20 protein-coding genes are annotated in these 16,689 nt (G+C 62.7%); 6 read left to right on the plus strand and 14 right to left on the minus strand.

From position 1 onward, the window contains the following. Positions 1-4: 4 nt before the first annotated feature. The 8 genes from GQ59_RS02410 to ruvC all read right to left on the minus strand — a co-directional run bounded on the left by GQ59_RS02410 (position 5) and on the right by ruvC (position 4,549). Positions 5-904: a metallophosphoesterase gene (locus GQ59_RS02410; protein WP_037077009.1), complete on the minus strand. Its 900-nt coding sequence runs from the start codon at positions 902-904 to the stop codon at positions 5-7. Beyond that, positions 905-1,945 carry a Holliday junction branch migration DNA helicase RuvB gene (ruvB, locus tag GQ59_RS02415; RefSeq protein ID WP_037077012.1) on the minus strand — a complete coding sequence of 347 codons (1,041 nt, stop codon included), beginning with the start codon at positions 1,943-1,945 and terminating at the stop codon, positions 905-907. Next, positions 1,942-2,346, minus strand: coding sequence for a type II toxin-antitoxin system VapC family toxin (locus tag GQ59_RS02420; protein WP_037077015.1), 405 nt, complete (start codon positions 2,344-2,346; stop codon positions 1,942-1,944). Before GQ59_RS02420 ends, ruvB begins: the two co-directional genes overlap by 4 nt. Beyond that, entirely contained in the window at positions 2,343-2,627 is a 285-nt protein-coding gene (locus tag GQ59_RS02425) for an AbrB/MazE/SpoVT family DNA-binding domain-containing protein (protein ID WP_037077018.1), read from the minus strand. Before GQ59_RS02425 ends, GQ59_RS02420 begins: the two co-directional genes overlap by 4 nt. A 66-nt stretch (positions 2,628-2,693) precedes the next feature. After that, positions 2,694-3,311, minus strand: a complete 618-nt coding sequence (gene ruvA / locus GQ59_RS02430) for a Holliday junction branch migration protein RuvA (RefSeq protein ID WP_037077020.1) — start codon at positions 3,309-3,311, stop codon at positions 2,694-2,696. Between the two features lie 12 nt (positions 3,312-3,323). Further along, entirely contained in the window at positions 3,324-3,740 is a 417-nt protein-coding gene (locus tag GQ59_RS02435) for a type II toxin-antitoxin system VapC family toxin (RefSeq protein WP_037077022.1), read from the minus strand. Then, positions 3,721-3,984 (minus strand): AbrB/MazE/SpoVT family DNA-binding domain-containing protein, encoded by a 264-nt coding sequence (locus tag GQ59_RS02440; RefSeq protein ID WP_037077024.1) that lies wholly within the window; start codon positions 3,982-3,984, stop codon positions 3,721-3,723. The genes GQ59_RS02435 and GQ59_RS02440 overlap by 20 nt, the downstream gene beginning before the upstream one ends. A gap of 55 nt (positions 3,985-4,039) precedes the next feature. Then, positions 4,040-4,549 (minus strand): crossover junction endodeoxyribonuclease RuvC, encoded by a 510-nt coding sequence (ruvC, locus tag GQ59_RS02445; RefSeq protein WP_037078104.1) that lies wholly within the window; start codon positions 4,547-4,549, stop codon positions 4,040-4,042. Between the two features lie 191 nt (positions 4,550-4,740). Here ruvC and GQ59_RS02450 point away from each other — a divergent pair, with 191 nt between their 5' ends. Continuing rightward, on the plus strand, positions 4,741-6,153 hold the full coding sequence (locus GQ59_RS02450; RefSeq protein ID WP_051903744.1) for a methyl-accepting chemotaxis protein: 1,413 nt from the start codon (positions 4,741-4,743) through the stop codon (positions 6,151-6,153). Positions 6,154-6,282: 129 nt separating this feature from the next. Continuing rightward, positions 6,283-7,284 carry an LLM class flavin-dependent oxidoreductase gene (locus GQ59_RS02455; RefSeq protein ID WP_037077028.1) on the plus strand — a complete coding sequence of 334 codons (1,002 nt, stop codon included), beginning with the start codon at positions 6,283-6,285 and terminating at the stop codon, positions 7,282-7,284. Between the two features lie 58 nt (positions 7,285-7,342). Here GQ59_RS02455 and GQ59_RS02460 read toward each other — a convergent pair whose 3' ends face one another. Continuing rightward, positions 7,343-8,089, minus strand: coding sequence for a YebC/PmpR family DNA-binding transcriptional regulator (locus GQ59_RS02460; RefSeq protein ID WP_007759789.1), 747 nt, complete (start codon positions 8,087-8,089; stop codon positions 7,343-7,345). A 183-nt stretch (positions 8,090-8,272) separates the two neighbouring features. Here GQ59_RS02460 and GQ59_RS02465 point away from each other — a divergent pair, with 183 nt between their 5' ends. After that, positions 8,273-8,785, plus strand: a complete 513-nt coding sequence (locus tag GQ59_RS02465) for a pyridoxamine 5'-phosphate oxidase family protein (RefSeq protein WP_037077033.1) — start codon at positions 8,273-8,275, stop codon at positions 8,783-8,785. 25 nt (positions 8,786-8,810) lie between these two features. On the opposite strand, the gene GQ59_RS02470 is transcribed toward GQ59_RS02465, so the two are convergent. Next, positions 8,811-9,656, minus strand: coding sequence for an MBL fold metallo-hydrolase (locus tag GQ59_RS02470; RefSeq protein ID WP_037077036.1), 846 nt, complete (start codon positions 9,654-9,656; stop codon positions 8,811-8,813). A 203-nt stretch (positions 9,657-9,859) separates the two neighbouring features. Here GQ59_RS02470 and GQ59_RS02475 point away from each other — a divergent pair, with 203 nt between their 5' ends. Then, positions 9,860-10,591, plus strand: coding sequence for a dienelactone hydrolase family protein (locus tag GQ59_RS02475; RefSeq protein ID WP_037078111.1), 732 nt, complete (start codon positions 9,860-9,862; stop codon positions 10,589-10,591). Between the two features lie 118 nt (positions 10,592-10,709). Here the strand turns inward: GQ59_RS02475 and GQ59_RS02480 are convergent, their stop codons facing one another. Then, entirely contained in the window at positions 10,710-12,644 is a 1,935-nt protein-coding gene (locus GQ59_RS02480; RefSeq protein ID WP_037077039.1) for a DEAD/DEAH box helicase, read from the minus strand. Positions 12,645-12,846: 202 nt separating this feature from the next. Here GQ59_RS02480 and GQ59_RS02485 point away from each other — a divergent pair, with 202 nt between their 5' ends. Both GQ59_RS02485 and GQ59_RS02490 read left to right on the plus strand, forming a co-directional pair. Then, on the plus strand, positions 12,847-13,446 hold the full coding sequence (locus tag GQ59_RS02485; protein WP_037077042.1) for a hypothetical protein: 600 nt from the start codon (positions 12,847-12,849) through the stop codon (positions 13,444-13,446). Beyond that, positions 13,446-13,772, plus strand: coding sequence for an HNH endonuclease (locus GQ59_RS02490; RefSeq protein WP_037077044.1), 327 nt, complete (start codon positions 13,446-13,448; stop codon positions 13,770-13,772). The genes GQ59_RS02485 and GQ59_RS02490 overlap by 1 nt, the downstream gene beginning before the upstream one ends. Positions 13,773-13,781: 9 nt before the next feature. Here the strand turns inward: GQ59_RS02490 and GQ59_RS02495 are convergent, their stop codons facing one another. The 3 genes from GQ59_RS02495 to GQ59_RS02505 are packed head-to-tail and all read right to left on the minus strand — an operon-like array spanning position 13,782 to position 16,491. Continuing rightward, a complete protein-coding gene (locus GQ59_RS02495) occupies positions 13,782-14,606 on the minus strand; it encodes a TIGR00282 family metallophosphoesterase (RefSeq protein ID WP_037077046.1) in 825 nt (274 codons plus the stop codon). Between the two features lie 11 nt (positions 14,607-14,617). Further along, positions 14,618-15,211 (minus strand): 5-formyltetrahydrofolate cyclo-ligase, encoded by a 594-nt coding sequence (locus GQ59_RS02500; RefSeq protein ID WP_037077048.1) that lies wholly within the window; start codon positions 15,209-15,211, stop codon positions 14,618-14,620. Further along, entirely contained in the window at positions 15,208-16,491 is a 1,284-nt protein-coding gene (locus GQ59_RS02505; RefSeq protein WP_037077049.1) for a hemolysin family protein, read from the minus strand. Before GQ59_RS02505 ends, GQ59_RS02500 begins: the two co-directional genes overlap by 4 nt. Between the last annotated feature and the right edge of the window lie 198 nt (positions 16,492-16,689).

Below are 16,689 nucleotides of genomic sequence, written 5' to 3' on the forward strand. Positions count from 1 at the left end.
CGGTCTACCCCAGTTCGATCACGACGATTTCCGGCCTCGAGCCCACTCTCACCGGCAGAATGGAACAGCCGAGGCCCCGGGACACGATGAGATCACGCTCCCCCTCACGATAATGTCCGGCCGGATAACGCCGCGAGCCCTGCGATGCAGCGGCGGGCTGCCAACCCAGAATATTGATCTGACCGCCATGTGTATGACCCGAAAGCGTCAAACTGACCCTCTCGCTCACCTGCGGAAATATGTCCGGCTCATGTGCCATGAGCAGCACCGGCGAGTCGTCGTCAATCTGCGCGAGCGTTCGAGGAAGATCATCGATTCCCCTCGTCCTTATCTGCTCGAAATCTTTGACGGAACGCGGAGCCATCTGGTCGCCGAGGCCCGCCAGCCAGAACGATTGCCCGTCTTTCTCCAGCCTGACGGCCTCGTTGATGTAGGTCGGTATTCCAACGGTCCTCAGTGCAGCCGCCGCGATATTCTCAGTGAGGGGATTTCTCTGGAAGAACAAATCATCATAATGGTCATGGTTGCCGAGCACCGCATGAACGCCAAGGGGCGCGTTCAGCACCGAGAGCGCCCGCGACCAATCCGCCGACGGGATATGCTCGGTCAGCAGGTTCATTCCCGACACGTAATCGCCGAGCAGCAGGATGACATCCCCGTTCAGCGCATTGGCCGCCGAACAGATCGACCCGATCCGGTCAAGGCTCATCCTCGGCTCGCAGGCATGGATATCCGCAAGGACGACAACGCGCAGCTTCAATCCCGGCGTCCATCGCCTGGGCGTGACGGCATATTGCGTCAGCCGCGGCCGTGCCATCACCTCCACGAAAGGATAAGCGGCCAGAGCGAACAGGGTCGCAACTCCTCCGGCAAAGGCCTTGAGCAACGTCCGCCTTGTGAGCACTCATTCATCCTCGAGATTCATCCGGAACTGTGCTGCCTCGAGATCCTTCGGCGGCTGCATTCCCAGATGTTTCCACGCGTTTGCGGTCAAAACGCGGCCTCGGGGCGTGCGCTGGATGAAACCCTGCTGGATCATGTAGGGTTCGATGATGTCCTCGATCGCATCGCGCGGTTCGGACAGGCCCGCGGCGATCGTCTCGATGCCGACCGGGCCCCCGCCGAAATTGACGGCGATCATGTTGAGGTAGCGTTTGTCGAGTTGGTCGAGACCCATATTGTCGACCAGAAGACGGGTCAGCGCCTCGTCGGCGATCTCCTTCGTCACCGCCTCGGCCTTCGCCACCTCGGCGAAATCGCGCACCCGGCGCAAGAGCCGCCCGGCGATGCGCGGCGTGCCGCGCGCGCGCCTGGCAATCTCGCGAGCGCCTGCGTCGGTCATCGGAAGGCTCATCAGCCGTGCACCGCGCCGGACGATCAGTTCCAGCTCATCGACCGTGTAGAAGGACAATCGGATGGGAATGCCGAACCGGTCGCGCAGCGGTGTGGTGAGCAGGCCGGCCCGGGTGGTGGCGGCAACCAGCGTGAATTTCGACAGATCGATCTTCACCGACCGCGCCGACGGCCCTTCGCCGATGATCAGATCGAGCTGGAAATCCTCCATCGCCGGATAGAGAATTTCTTCCACCGCCGGGTTGAGCCGGTGGATTTCGTCGATGAAGAGCACGTCCCGCTCCTCGAGATTGGTGAGCAGAGCCGCAAGATCGCCTGCCTTGGCGATGACCGGGCCGGAGGTCGAGCGGAAATTGACGCCGAGTTCCTTGGCCATGATCTGCGCCAGCGTCGTCTTGCCAAGCCCCGGCGGGCCGACGAACAGCACGTGGTCCAGCGCCTCGCCGCGGTTCTTCGCCGCTTCGATGAACACCTTCAGGTTGGCGCGCGCCTCCGCCTGGCCGGTGAACTCGTCCAGCGACTGCGGGCGCAGCGTCATATCCAGGTCTTCGCCCCGCTTTTCCGGCGTTATCAGGCGGGCGGGTTCACTCATGCGAGAAGTTCCATTCCGGGCACCTTGCGTGCCGCCTTTTGATCGAAGGTCTTTGTCGATTCACAGCCTTCCTCCAACGAGCGGCAGGCGATGACGGCATCGGCAAAGTCTGCATTGTTGGCCTCGACAAGTCGAAGCGCCTTTACGACAAGCGTATGGTTCTCGACCATAAGCCCTCTCGTGTGAAGCAGCCTGTCGATGGCAAGTGTCACGTGCTTCCTGCTGAATCCGTATTGTGACCTGAGGGCCCAATCAAGCTCAAGCAGACCAATCAGGGTGATAAAAGCGGAATAACCTCTTCCAAGGCCTTCCCCAAATTTGAGCGCTGCTGCCCGCTGCGATGGGTCATCATCGAGGAAAAGCCGCAGAACGACATTCGTGTCGAGCCCAAAAACGGTCATGCGGCCGCATCCGCTTCTTTATCATCCTGCGTATCGACCGCATTCGCACCGCCGGCTTCCAGCACGGCGGCATCGATCTCATCGAGCGTCGCCCGCCCTTTCGGCGGTTTTCCAAGGAGCCCCGCGAGGTCGTTGAAGTTGACGTTCTTAGGCGTGATGACGACCTCTCCATTGACCAGTGAGTAAATCATACGGTCTCCCGGCTGAAGGTTGAGAGCTTCGCGCATCTCCTTCGGAATGGTCACCTGGCCCTTCGGCGAAAGCGTAACTTCCCACCACATACATCACCTGTTCCGACAAATTGCCATTCGAAGGAAATTTTATCAAACTTCCGACAGATCAGCAAATCACCGCGCCAGTTCCTTCAGCCCCAGCCGGATGAGTTTGGCGCTGTCGCCCCCCTCTCCGCCGTTCTTGAGCGCCGCCGCAACCGCGTTCGCGGCCTGGTCGCGCGAGTACCCGAGATTGGTGAGCGCCGAGACGGCATCGGCGACCGGCGCCGCGGCCACCCCCTCGCCGAGTTCCTGCTTGAGGCCGATATTGCCCGATGCCTCGCCGGCAAACGCGGGCGCCTTGTTCTTGAGCTCGGTGACGATGCGCACCGCGACCTTCGGCCCGACGCCGGGCGCACGCGAGACGGTCGTCTTGTCCTGAAGGGCGATGGCGTTGGCGAGCTCTGAGGGCGTCAGGGTCGAGAGCACCGCAAGCGCCACCTTGGCGCCGACGCCCTGCACGCTCTGCAGCAGGTTGAACCATTCCCGCTCCAGCGCCGTCAGGAAGCCGAAGAGCTTGAACTGGTCCTCGCGCACATAGGTCTCGATGAACAGCACCACCGCCTCGCCGACCGAACCCATCCTCGACAGCACCCGCGACGAACAGAAGACCTCGTAACAGACGCCGTGAACGTCGACGAGCACATAGTCGTCGCCGATCTCGTCGATAGTGCCTTTGAGCTTGCCGATCATGAAAGATGTCCGTCAGGGATGGGTTTCGGGGGAGATGATGTCGAGCGAAGGGAAATAGGCGCGGTAACGGGCGGGATCACGGGTCAGGAGGCGATGGGAACGGACCAGCGCGTGGGCGCCGATCAGGAAATCCGGCAGGGTTCGCTCGCGAAGGCCGCCGGCCCTGCGATATTGCACATGCGCCATGCCTGCCTGATAAGCGGCAGAAAACGGCACGGGCTCCCGCACGAGACTGAGGCGCGACAACAGTAGCATCAAGTCTTCCTCGCGCGGCGCCATGCTGGCGAGCTCCGCCCAGACGATCGGCGTCAAAATAAACTGCACGTCCGGTTTAAGGTTCAGGATAATCCGCGACGACCATTCCTTGAATGAGGTCTCCGGTCCGAAGACGTCGATAAAGATGTTCGTATCAACGAGGACCGAGGTCATCGCGCGGCCCTCTCAACCACTCCATGAATTCATCGGTGGTCATTCCGTCCGTGTCGAACATCCCGGATCGGCTTTTGAGCCAAGCTTCGAAATCTTCGGCAGATTCGATCTTGCCGGTCGAGACGACGACCAGCCTCGCTCCCTTGTCGTCCGCGACAAAATCCACCTCCGAACCCGGCCCGATATTCAACCGGTCGCGGATTTCCTTGGGGATCGTAACCTGGCCTTTTTCCGTCACGCGCATGGTAATACCTCTGAGGTATTACTTATCGGCCAACCCAGAACAAGTCAAGAACAAACTAGCCTGCGAGTGCCGCGCGCATGCGCTGGCCGCCGCGATTGTGGGCGTGGCAGATGGCAATCGCCAGAGCGTCCGCCGCGTCATTGCCCTTGAACTCCGCTTTCGGCATCAGGATCTTCAGCATCATGTGGATCTGCTGCTTTTCGCCGTGGCCGACGCCGATCACCGATTTCTTGACCGCATTCGGCGCGTATTCGGCAACCGGCAGCCCGGCTCGTGCCGGCACCAGCATGACGACGCCTCTCGCCTGGCCGAGCTTCAGCGTGGCGACGGCGTCCTTGTTGACGAAGGTCTGTTCGACGGCCGCCTCGTCCGGCTGGTAGGCATGCACCACTTCCGCGAGCCCGTCATGCAGCTGGCAGAGGCGGGAGGCGAGGTCCATGTCGCCGTCGGAGGTCACGGTGCCCGACGCGACGAATTTCAGGCTGTTGCCGAGCGTCTCGATAATGCCCCAGCCGGTGCGTCGGAGCCCCGGGTCGATGCCGATGATGCGAATCGTGCCTGTCATGCCCATACCCTATCCTGATGCCCCAACCAGTGCCACGAGAATGTGAACAAACCGAAAACGCGAATGGAGGGCCGTTTACCCTCCGGTAACCATGTCGGGAAGGTTTGCCCCCTTTCGGGTCGCCGGTCGGCAACGCCCCTGCGCCTCGCGCGTTGCAAATCGCGGCTTGGACGCAATGTGAGGAGGCAGCCATGACAGGCAGACATCATTCCCTATCCGTCAAGGTGATCGGGCTTGTGCTGGCGCAGAATGGGATTCTCGCGGGCCTCCTCTTTTACGCCGCCGGCGAGCTGACGTCTTTCGAGATGCTATGCATCGCCGCTTCGCTGGTAACGCTGACCCTCGTCACCATCTTCCTTGCCGGAGCCCTCATCAATCCGTTGCGCACCATCGCCGGAACCGTCTCGGAGGTCGCCGCCGGCAGGACCGCGGTGCCGCGCGAACACCTGGCCCGCACCGATGAAATCGGCTCGATCTACAGGGCGCTGGAGCAGCTTTGCCGCAATCATCTCACCCGGCTCGTCAAGGACGAAGAAGCGCGCGAGCGGCAGGAGGCGGAGGAGGCGCAAGCTCGCTTGCGCGATCTCGAGGCCGCCGGAGAGGAAGCACGCGCGCTGAGGACAGTGGTCGAGGCGCTGGACGGCGGCCTGCGGCGCCTGGCGGTCGGCGATCTGACCGTGCGGATCGACATGCCGTTCCCCGAGAGATACGAGGGCCTGCGTGCGGATTTCAACCATGCCCTGACGATCCTGGAAGACGTGCTCGGAATGATCGGCAGCTGCGCCCACGGCCTTCACACGGACTGCGTCGAGGCTCGCGACGAACTGACGAAAACCGCCGAGGCCGGGGGCCGGCTGACGGCAACCATCGCCAAGACAGCTGCGGATGTCGGCAAGCTTGCCGAAACGCTGAGCGTGCGAAGGATGCAGGCCCGGCACGCGGCCGAAATCGCCAACAATGCCCGGCTCGACATGCGCCCGCCCAAGGAGATAATACAAGCCGCAACGGCGGCGATGGAAGCCATCCGCCAGGCGTCGCTCAGGATCGAGCCAGCCACCGCTACGATCCGGGAGATCGCCTTCCAGGCCAATATGCTCGCCCTCAATGCCGGCCTCGAAGCGGCCCATCCGGGTGAGGCCGAGATCGACTTCAAGACCGTGGCGGAGGAAATCCGCGGACTTGCCGAGCGGGCCGCCGAGGCGGCAAAGGAAATCTCCGGCCTGTCCCGAAGGTCGGCCGAAGCGGCCGAACTCGGAGGCAAGTCTGTCGAGAAGGTGGGCGCAGAGCTGGATGCGATGACGATCTACGCGGATGCCTTGCACGGTCACGTCGCGGCACTCGCGGCAAGCTCGAGCCAGGAGATCGAAGCGGCCGCAGCCGTCAGAACCACGATGGCGACGCTTGGCAGGGCGAGCCGCGACCAGATCGGCGCGCTGGATGCGCTGACGACAAAGCTCGGCCGCATGAACCGTGATATCGGCGCGATCGATCATCATGCAGGGCGCTTCACGCCCGTCACGATCCTCCATGCGGGAGGCGTGACGGTACCGGAGAGCCTCAAACCGGTGAAACCCGGTTCGTACCTGCGGCTGGTCAAGTCGTGATATGGGGGCTCCGCTGCGCGCGGTTTTCGGGCGCTTCTTTTTCTGTCGGCCGCAGGGGTCGTATTCCTGGACGAGGCTGCCTAAATAACTGGAACACCCTGTCAGTTATTCCGCCTCCAGGACGCGCCGATGATCCCCTTTTCCATTCTCGATCTTTCACCCGTCGGTGAAGGTTATTCCGTGAGCGATGCGCTCGACCAGTCCCGCCGTCTGGCGATCAAGGCCGAGGAGCAGGGCTACAAACGCGTCTGGCTTGCCGAGCACCATGGTATGCCAGGCATTGCGAGTGCCGCAACCGCGATCGTCATCGGCCATGTGGGTGCCGCCACCAAGACCATCCGCGTCGGCTCCGGCGGCATCATGCTGCCCAACCATTCGCCGCTCGTCATCGCCGAACAGTTCGGCACGCTGGAAGCGCTGCTGCCGGGGCGCGTCGATCTCGGTCTCGGCCGGGCGCCGGGAACCGACATGCGCACCGCAAGCGCGCTGCGCCGCAATCTCGATGCCGGGGCCGAGAGTTTTCCGCACGACATTCTGGAACTACAGCGCCTGCTCGGCACGCCCGAAAAGGATCAGGGCCTGCTCGCCACCCCGGGCATGGATTCGCATGTGCCGATCTGGCTGCTCGGATCGAGCGTCTACAGCGCCCACCTCGCCGCGGCGCTTGGCCTGCCCTATGCGTTCGCCTCGCATTTCGCACCCGACATGCTGATGGAAGCGATCTCGATCTACCGCGACCGCTTCCAGCCGTCGCTCGAACTCGACAAGCCCTACATGATGGTCGGTGTCATGGGCGTTGCAGCCGAGACGGATGCCGAGGCGCAGCGCCACTTCACCTCGTCGCAGCAGCAGTTCGTCAACCTGCGCAAGAACGTCCGCACCCGCTTCCCCAAGCCAGTCGACAGCATGGAAGGTTTCTGGACGCCGATGGAAAAGATGAACGTCGAGCACACGCTGCGTTACGCAGCAGTCGGCTCCGTTGCGACCGTCGAGGCAAAGCTCAGGGATTTCCTGGGAGAAACCGGCGCCGACGAACTGATCATCTCCATGCCGATCCACGATGTCGACGCCCGGCTGCGATCGGTCGAATTGTTCGCGACGTTGCCGATGATGGAAAAAGTTCGAGCCTGAAACAAAGGCGGGCTGGTCATGCCAGCCCGCCCGGTAAAGCCGTGAGGTCGAGAACGGATCAGGCCGAAAGCTTGGCCATGACTTCTTCGGAAACCTCGAAGTTCGAATAGACGCTCTGCACGTCGTCGTCGTCTTCAAGGTTGTCGATGAGCTTCAGCAGCGACTGAGCCTTTTCTTCATCCACTTCGATCGTGTTCTGCGGCCGCCAGATCACCTTGACCGTCTCGGCCTGGCCGAGTGTCGCTTCGAGCGCCTTCGACACTTCGCCGAGGCTTTCGAAAGCGCAGATGATCGTGTGGCCGTCCTCGTCGGTGGTCACGTCGTCGGCACCCGCCTCGATCGCCGCTTCCATCACCTTGTCCGCATCGCCGACGCTCGCCTTGTAGGTGATTTCGCCCACATGGTCGAAGGAGAAGGAAACCGAGCCGGTTTCGCCGAGCACGCCGCCGGCCTTGGTGAAGATCGAGCGGACGTTGGAGGCGGTGCGGTTGCGGTTGTCGGTCAGCGCCTCGACGATGACGGCGGTGCCGCCCGGGCCGTAACCTTCGTAACGGACGGAATCGTAGTTTTCCGCATCCGAACCGGAGGCCTTCTTGATCGCCCTGTCGATATTGTCCTTGGGCATCGACTGCGCCTTGGCGTTCTGGATCGCCAAGCGCAACGCCGCGTTCATGGTCGGATCAGGCAGACCCGTCTTGGCCGCGACGGTGATTTCGCGCGCAAGCTTGGAAAACATCTTCGACCGGATCGAATCCTGCTTGCCCTTGCGGTGCATGATGTTTTTGAACTGTGAATGGCCAGCCATGGCACCCCTGACACTTTAACTTGTTCTGGAATGGCGCCTTATAATTTCGAAGCCGAAGCCGTTCAAGGGCATTTCCTGGCTAAGTCGAGGCTTTTCCCGATACCGCCTCTCCGAGACAAGGCCCGGAACAAAGCCAAAGCCTTGCCGTTTGTTCACCGAGACGAACAACAAAGGAGATAATCCATGGCAAGCCTGACCGAAGCCCGCGAAGCGCCCGAACGCCAGCTCTGGGACGAGATCAACAATATCCATGCCGGCATGCTGGGCATCGAGGGTTCGCACATGCATTTCCAGCCGATGGCGCCGAATGCCGATCCGAAGTCGAACACCATCTGGTTCTTCACCAAGTCCGACACGGATCTGGTGCGCGCCATCCAGGCCGGCAGCCGCGCGCATTTCGTCGTGATCGGCAAGAGCCACGACTACCATGCCTGCCTGTCCGGCACGCTGGAAGTCCGCAACGACCGCGCCAAGATTGACGAATATTGGAGTGCGGTGACGGCTGCCTGGTTCGAGCACGGCAAGGAAGATCCGCTTCTCACGCTGCTCGCCTTCCGGGTGGACGACGCAGAGATCTGGGCGTCAACCGACAGCACGCTGAAATTCGGCTGGGAAATCGCCAAGGCCAACCTGCATGACGAGAAGATGCCGGACGTCGGCGTCAAGCAGCACCTCGCCTTCCCGCAGTTCCACTAGGTCACGGTCATGCCGCAGGGGGCGTTCACAGCCCCTGCGGCACCAATATCGTCGGCTTTTTCGGCAGGCTGCGCATCGACACCCGGATCGTCGGTTCCCTGGCGTAGGCGATATCGAACCTGGCGTCGAACATGGCGATGAAATTGTCGAGCGGCGGCCCCCAGCGATGCATAGGCAGGATCAGCGACGAACGCAGCCTCTGAACCACCCGGCTCATGCTGTCCGCCCCCATCGTCAGGCCGCCATCAACGGGCACCATCAGGATGTCGAGGCGTCCGATCTCGGTATACTGCGCCTCATTCAGCTCGAAATGCAGATGGCCGAGATGGCCGATGCAGAGGCCAGCGACCTCGAAGATGAAGATCGAATTGCCGTTTTCCTCGATGCCGCCGCCCCAGTTGCGGATATCCGACACGACGTTGCGGACATACACATCCCCAACCATGACGCGATGCTGCGCCTTCTCGCCCGGGACATCGCTCCAGCCGCGCAGAACGTGCTTGATCCCGGGATCGGGGCTGAGCGTGTAGTGGGTGGAATGGGCCTTGTTCATGGTCGCGACGTCAGGCAGCCGCGACGGTCGGTAGGCGCCGCTATAGTCGGTGGCAATGCCGATCCCTTCGGGCGTTTCTATGAAATAGGTGGAATGACCGACAAAGGTGATCTTCACCTCTTCCCTCTCGGCCAGCGCCAGGTTCCTCCTCGCCTGGACGAGCTGCAGGTCGGAGGGGCTGAAGCTTGCGAAGGTGACGCCGGGCAGCTTCTGGGCAATCGCCTGGCATTGGCTGATGGGCAGGCCGTCCTGGGCGAGCGCTGTGAAAGCCGACAGGAGGAGGCCGGAAAGACCGAGTGCGAGAGCCCGTAGCATCATGCTGATCCCAAAGAACTGCGTTCATGCTCATTCCCGGCGAAAACATGCGGCAACGCGAAAGGCCGGTCCAGCCGCAATCGCGAAGGCTGGCCTCACAATTCTGTCATTGGTGGAGGTCATGGAATTGATTATTGAAAAGTATCGGCAGCGCCCGACATAAGCCCGCCGGCAGCCGGATCGAGAAAGCTTGGGGATATTTTTTCATGAAGCACGACATTGCAATCAAGACCCGGGACGGCGTGGCCAAAGCCGCGGTCATCAAGCCAAAAGACGGCGCGGCGACGACCAGGGGCGTCATCCTCTACATGGATGCCTTCGGACCCCGCGAGGCCCTCTACTGGATGGGCCAGCGCATCGCCGATGCCGGTTACACCGTGCTCGTTCCCGACCTCTATTACCGGTCCGGCGAATATGGTCCGTTCAACGCCCGGACCGCCTTCAGCGAGGAAGCCTCGAAGACCCGGATCAGGGCGATGATGCAGACCGCCACCCAGGCACTGACGGCGCAGGACGGCGCCGCTTTCATCGAAGCGCTGGAGGCCGAAGGCGTTACCGGCGCGATCGGAACGGTCGGTTACTGCATGGGCGGTGCCCGCGCGATCACCGCCGCGGCCCACTATCCGGAACGCATCAAGGCGGCGGCGAGCTTCCATGGCGGCAATCTCGCAAGCGACGCCGAAGACAGCCCGCACAGGCTGGCGGGTGAGATCAAGGCACGCGTCTATGTGGGCGTCGCCGGCATCGACAACAGTTTTCCGCCGGAACAGTCAGCCCGCTTCGCGGAAGCTTTTCGCATCGGCGGCGTCGATCATGCGGTCGAAAACTATGTCGGCATGGCGCATGGCTGGACCGTGCCGGACCACAGCGTCTACGACAAGGACGGTTCCGAACGCCACTTCAAGCGCCTGCTGACGTTGTTCGAAGAGACCCTCTGAAACGACAAAGGGGCGGCTTCGGGCCGCCCCTGATTTCATTGAACGTCTAGCACTGAATGTCCAGCAATCCGGGCAGTGACGCAGCATCACCCCAAACAGGGATTGCGTGGCATCCAGCCTACTTCCGGCGCTCGAAATTGCTGCTGTTGGCCAGTTTCGGCTTGTCCTTCTTCTTGAAAGGCTTGTCGTCTTTCTTGAAGGGCTGGGCGTCCTTGCGGAACGGCTTGGCTTCCTTGCTGAAGGGCTTTCCGTCGCGTGCCTCGGCTGCCTTGGGGCCGCCAGGGCCTGCCGCGTTGGACGTATTCTTCCGCGGCTTGCCCCTCGACCAGTCATCGCCGTGAGGCTCTTTCGGGCGGTCGTCGTAGGACTTCTTGACATAGGGCTTGGCTGGGGCCGGACGGCTGAGGTCCGGGGCGCTGGTCAGGCGGGTGACGCGGATGCCGCGTTCCAGCGCCTTGTCCTTGCCGATCGCCTGCATGAAGGCGTCGGCGTGATCGGCGGCGATCTCGACGAAGGTTTCGTCCTGCTGCATCTTGATGGCGCCGATCTCGCGCTTGGTGACGTTGCCGTTGCGGCAGAGCATCGGGATCAGCCAACGCGGCTCGGCATTCTGCTTGCGGCCGACCGACAGGGAGAACCATACGGCCGGGCCGAATTCGTCGCGCGACGGGCGCGGCGTCATCGGGAAGTCGCCCTCACCGCCGGTCCGCTCGCGCGGCTTGCGGGTATCCTGCTGCACGGAGATCTCGATCAGGTCCTCCGGGGCCGAGTATTTGGTGCGGTAGAGACTGACGAACGCGGCTGCCAGCTTTTCTGCGCCATGGCTCTCGACCAGCTTTGCGATGAGGTCCTGCTCCTCCTCGCGCGGCTTTTCGGTGAAGATCGGATCGGCCAGCAGACGCTCGTCGTCGCGACGCGTCACCTCTTCGGCCGACGGCGGGCGGGCCCAGGTTGCGGAAATGCCGGCACCGCCAAGCAGGCGCTCGGCCTTGCGGCGGGCATTGACCGGTACGATCAGGGCGCTGATGCCCTTGCGCCCGGCGCGGCCCGTGCGGCCGCTGCGATGCAGCAGCGTTTCCGGATTGGACGGCAGGTCGGCATGGATGACCAGGTCGAGACCCGGCAGGTCGATGCCGCGGGCGGCGACGTCGGTCGCGATGCAGACGCGGGCGCGTCCATCGCGCATCGCCTGCAGCGCATGAGTCCGCTCGTTCTGCGTCAACTCGCCGGACAAGGCGACGACGGCGAAATTGCGGTTGTTGAACCGCGCCGTCAGATGATTGACGGCCGCGCGGGTCGAGCAGAACACGATCGCATTGGTCGCTTCATAATAACGAAGCACGTTGATGATCGCATTTTCGCGGTCAGCCGATGCGACGGCGAGCGCGCGGTATTCGATATCGACATGCTGCCTTTCCTCGGCAGATGTCGCGATGCGCACCGCGTCGCGTTGGTAGCTCTTGGCAAGCTTGGCGATGGCGGCCGGAACTGTTGCCGAGAACATCAGGGTGCGGCGCTCGGCGGGGGCCGATTCCAGGATGAATTCCAGGTCCTCGCGGAAACCGAGATCGAGCATCTCGTCCGCCTCGTCGAGCACGGCGACCTTGAGCTCCGACATGTCGAGCGCGTTGCGGCGGATATGGTCGCAGAGACGGCCGGGCGTACCGACGACGATATGGGCGCCGCGCTCGAGCGCGCGCCGTTCGCTGCGGATGTCCATGCCGCCGACGCAGCTGGTGATGACCGCGCCGGTCATCTCGTAAAGCCATTCCAGCTCGCGCGTGACCTGCATCGCCAGTTCGCGGGTCGGGGCAATGACGAGCGCCAATGGCTGCCGCGCCGGGCCGAACTTCTCCGCGTCGCCGAGCAGGGTCGGAGCAATAGCCAGGCCGAAGGCAACGGTCTTGCCCGAACCGGTCTGCGCCGAAACCAGCGCATCGGAATGGATGAGAGCCGGGTCGAGCATGGATTTCTGGACGGGGGTCAGCGTAACATAGCCCCGTTTCGCCAATGCCTTGGCGATCGCCGGAACGGCGCCGTTGTAGTCGGTCATCTAAATCTGTCTTTCGGATTTTCGCGCGCAAAGCGCTGTGGCTGCAACACTCGCAGCCGAACTTGCGCCGTTCCTACTTATTTGCAGGGCAAATGTCAAAGAGCATGTCTGCGGGAGGCCCCGACCAAGGCCGCTATTGACGCCATAGGCTTAATATCTGACGTAGATCCACCCGTGCACGGGGAAGCCGAGCGGAGAAAATATGTCCCGTATTCTGGAACAGCAGGCCGAGCTTCAAGCACAGGCCGATGCGGTCGTCAGCACCCTCGGCCTCGACGATATCCTGCGCGCCGTGGGAAATCCGGTGCGCGTCGGAAGCTCCGCGCTTGGGGTGATGGTCCGCCGCGATATCGACATCACCACCGTCTGCGAGACGCTCGATGGCGCGACCCATGCCGCCGTTGCCGGCATCGGCCGCGACCTGACGCTTCATCCACGCATCGGCGCGCTCAGGTTCCGCAACGACTCCGGCTTCTGGAACACCGCGCCGCAGGACTATCCCGACGGTCTCTATCTCGGCGCCACCTATCGGACGGAAACCGGCGAAGACTGGAATCTTGACATCTGGTTCGTCGACGAACCGGACCGCCAGCCGGACCTTAAACATCTGAAGACGCTCCTGCCCCGCTTGACCGACGCGATGCGGGAAACGATCCTCGTCATCAAGGCCGACCTCGCCGCCATGACACCGAAGGGCGGCAAGCCGGCCCCGAGCGCACTCGTCTATGACGCGGTGCTGGATCATGGTGTGAAGACCACCGCGGAATTCGAGAGATGGATGGCCCGCACCGGTGATCGATAATGAGAAAGCGCAAATACGACGTCGTCTCGTGGTACGAGCAGCCGGAACCTGAAATATGCCCCTTGTGCAATCGGCTGATCCCTGACGATCAGCGCGACGAGCATCATCTCGTCCCCAAGAGCCGAGGTGGGCGGCAGACGCAATTTCTCCACCGCATCTGCCACCGGCAGATCCATGCCCTGTTCAGCGAGGCGGAACTCGAAAAGTCGTATTCGACGATCGAGGCCCTCCTTGACCATCCCGAGATCAGCAAATTCGTCAACTGGGTCGCCAAGAAGCCGCCCGGCTTTTACGACGGCACGAAACGCAGCAACCGCCGTCGTTAGTGTCGAAACCTACCGCCAGAACGACGGGATCGTCTCCGCAAGCCGCGGCCCGATCCGGAGCGGCTCGATCTTTTCCGCAAGCCCGGTCGTATCGGAAATCTCGATGCCGAGGCCGCAGATGGTCGCGGGTCCGGTCGCCGCCTCGAAACGGCCCTTCGGCATTTTCGAGATGAAGCGGTTGAGCGGTTCTTCCTTATCCATGCCGAGCGACGAGTCGTAGTCGCCGCACATGCCGGCATCCGACATGTAGCCGGTGCCGCCGTTGAGGATCTGGCAATCGGCCGTCGGCACATGCGTGTGGGTGCCGACCACCAGGCTGGCGCGGCCATCGACGAAATGCCCGAAGCACTGCTTTTCGCTGGTCGCCTCCGCATGGAAGTCGAAGATGATCGCGTCCGCCTGCTCCTTTAAGGGCGCCGCGGCAAGGATCGTCTCGGCGCTCTTGAAGGGATCGTCGAGTTCGGGATGCATGAACACCCGGCCCATGATGTTGGCGACCAGAATGCGCGCGCCATTGCGGGCGTAGAAGATGCCCGATCCCTTGCCCGGCGTGCCGGCGGGATAGTTGGCAGGGCGCAGGAACTGCTCGTGGCGGCCGGCAAAGCTCACCGCCTCCTTCTGGTCCCAGACATGGTTGCCGGTGGTCACCACGTCGGCGCCGGCATTGATCGTCTCGAGAAAGATATCCTCGGTAATGCCGAAACCGCCGGCGGCATTCTCGCCGTTGACGATGACGAAATCGAGTTTCAGGTCGGCGACGAGGCCCGGCAGCTTTTCCCACACCGCCACGCGGCCGGTCTTGCCCACCATGTCACCCAGGAACAAAAGGCGCATTCTTATCCAATCTATGCGCGGCCCATGTCTTCAAAGGGCCGGTAACCGCTCTCCGTCAGGATAGCGTCTAGTCTGATATCGTGAGGTTCAATGGGAACTGATGCCACTTCCTGGCAGTCGAAGGCAATCCCGATCAGCTTCGGGTTCAGTCCTTTTTGCTGCAGGCGATGGATCGCCCGGTCGTAATAACCGCCGCCATAACCGATCCGGTGTCCCGCCGCATCGAAAGCCGACAGCGGCACCAGCATCACCTGCGGCTCGAGTTCAGCCGCATCCGGCCCCGGGCCGAACGTGCCGAACACGCCCGCCACCAGTTCGGCGCCACGCACCAGTTCGCGAAAGATGATCGTCTTCTTGTCGAGAATGACGGGCACGCAGAGCCGCGCGCTGCGGTCCCTCAGATGCGCCATCAGCGGCCGCACGTCGACTTCCGAGCGGATCGGCAGGAAGCCCGAAACGATCGCGCCGGCGTCGAGGCTGATTGCTTCGGCCCCGTACGACGCGATGGCCAGGCTCTTCTCGATGCGCTCGACCGGCGCAATGGCGTCCCGCGCGGCAAGCCGCGCGGCACGAAGCTCCACCTTGGTCTTCAAGACGTCCGTCATACCTTGTCCGACCGCCTGACGAGCAGCTTGTCGATGCGGCGGCCGTCGAGGTCGATCACCTCGAAGGTCCAGCCGTTCTTGGTGAAACTCTCGCCGAGTTCCGGCAGGCGTTTCATCTCGTCGAGCACGAAGCCCGCAACCGTCTCGTAGCCGGGATCGTCTCCGAGCGAAAACCCCATCTGGTCGGCGAATTCGTCGACCGGCATCCAGCCGGCGATCAGGAAAGAACCGTCGTCGCGGGCGATGATCGCAGGTTCCTCGTCGTTTTCCTCCTGGAAGACGCCGGTGATCGCCTCGAGGATGTCGCCCGAGGTGATGATGCCTTCGAAGTGACCGTATTCGTCATAGACCAGCACCATATGGGCCGGCGCGCGGCGCAGCGCCTGGATGACGTCGAGGGCTCCGGTCAGATCGGAGACGACGGGCGCTTCGCGCATGATGCCGCGGATATCCAGCATCTTGCCGCCGGCGATGAAATCATAGGCGTCCTTGACAAAAAGCGTGCCCATGATCTCGTCCGAACTGCCGTTGCGGATCGGCAGGCGGGAGCGCTGCGTGGCACGAAGCTGTTCGCGGATTTCGTCCGGGCCGTCCTCGATATCGATGACCTCGACATCGCGGCGCGGCGTCATCAGGCCGCGGGCGGTGCGGTCGGCAAGCCGCATGACGCCGGAGATCATCGCGGATTCTTCCGTCTCGATGACGCCGGCGCTCTGGGCTTCGGCAAGCACGGTGCGGATTTCCTCGTCGGTGACGCGCTCGCCCTGCTCGCCCCGCTGGCCGAGCACGGTCAGCACCAGCCGGCCGGAAACATCGAGGAACCAGACGATCGGGGCGCCGACAGTCGCGAGCATCTTCATGGCGGGCGCGACACGGGCGGCAACCGCCTCCGGGGCCCGCAGTGCGATCTGCTTCGGCACCAGTTCGCCGACGATCAGCGACAGATAGGTGATGAAAACGACGACGGTGCCGACGCCCAGCCAGTCGGCGAGATTTTCGGACATCCCCTGCGCTTCCAGCCAGGTGGTCAGCCGCGCACCGAGCGTGGCGCCCGAGAATGCGCCCGAGAGCACGCCGACAAGGGTGATGCCGATCTGGACCGACGAAAGGAAGCGGCCGGGATCTTCCGCAAGGCTTATGGCTGTTGCTGCGCCGCGATTGCCTTGCTCGGCCATGATCCGAAGCCGCACCGGGCGGGAGGAGACGACGGCAAGTTCCGACATCGCGAGGACACCGTTCAAAACGGTGAGGGCAATGACGATGAGTATTTCGGTTAACAAGAGAAACTCTTTGATTGGAACAATATGCCTGCACGCGAAACCGAATGTGCCGCTCCGAGGAACGGCCCGCCTCAATACGACCGCGCCGAAGCGCTTCGTCCGCGATGTTTCGCGCACAGTTCAGAGAACCGAGGCCGGTTCTCGGAGCTATGCACCTTCACTCGCATCCCGAAATCATAGGGTCGCCATTCGGGCATT

It is taken from the genome of Neorhizobium vignae, from assembly GCF_000732195.1.
Taxonomy (GTDB): domain Bacteria; phylum Pseudomonadota; class Alphaproteobacteria; order Rhizobiales; family Rhizobiaceae; genus Neorhizobium; species Neorhizobium vignae.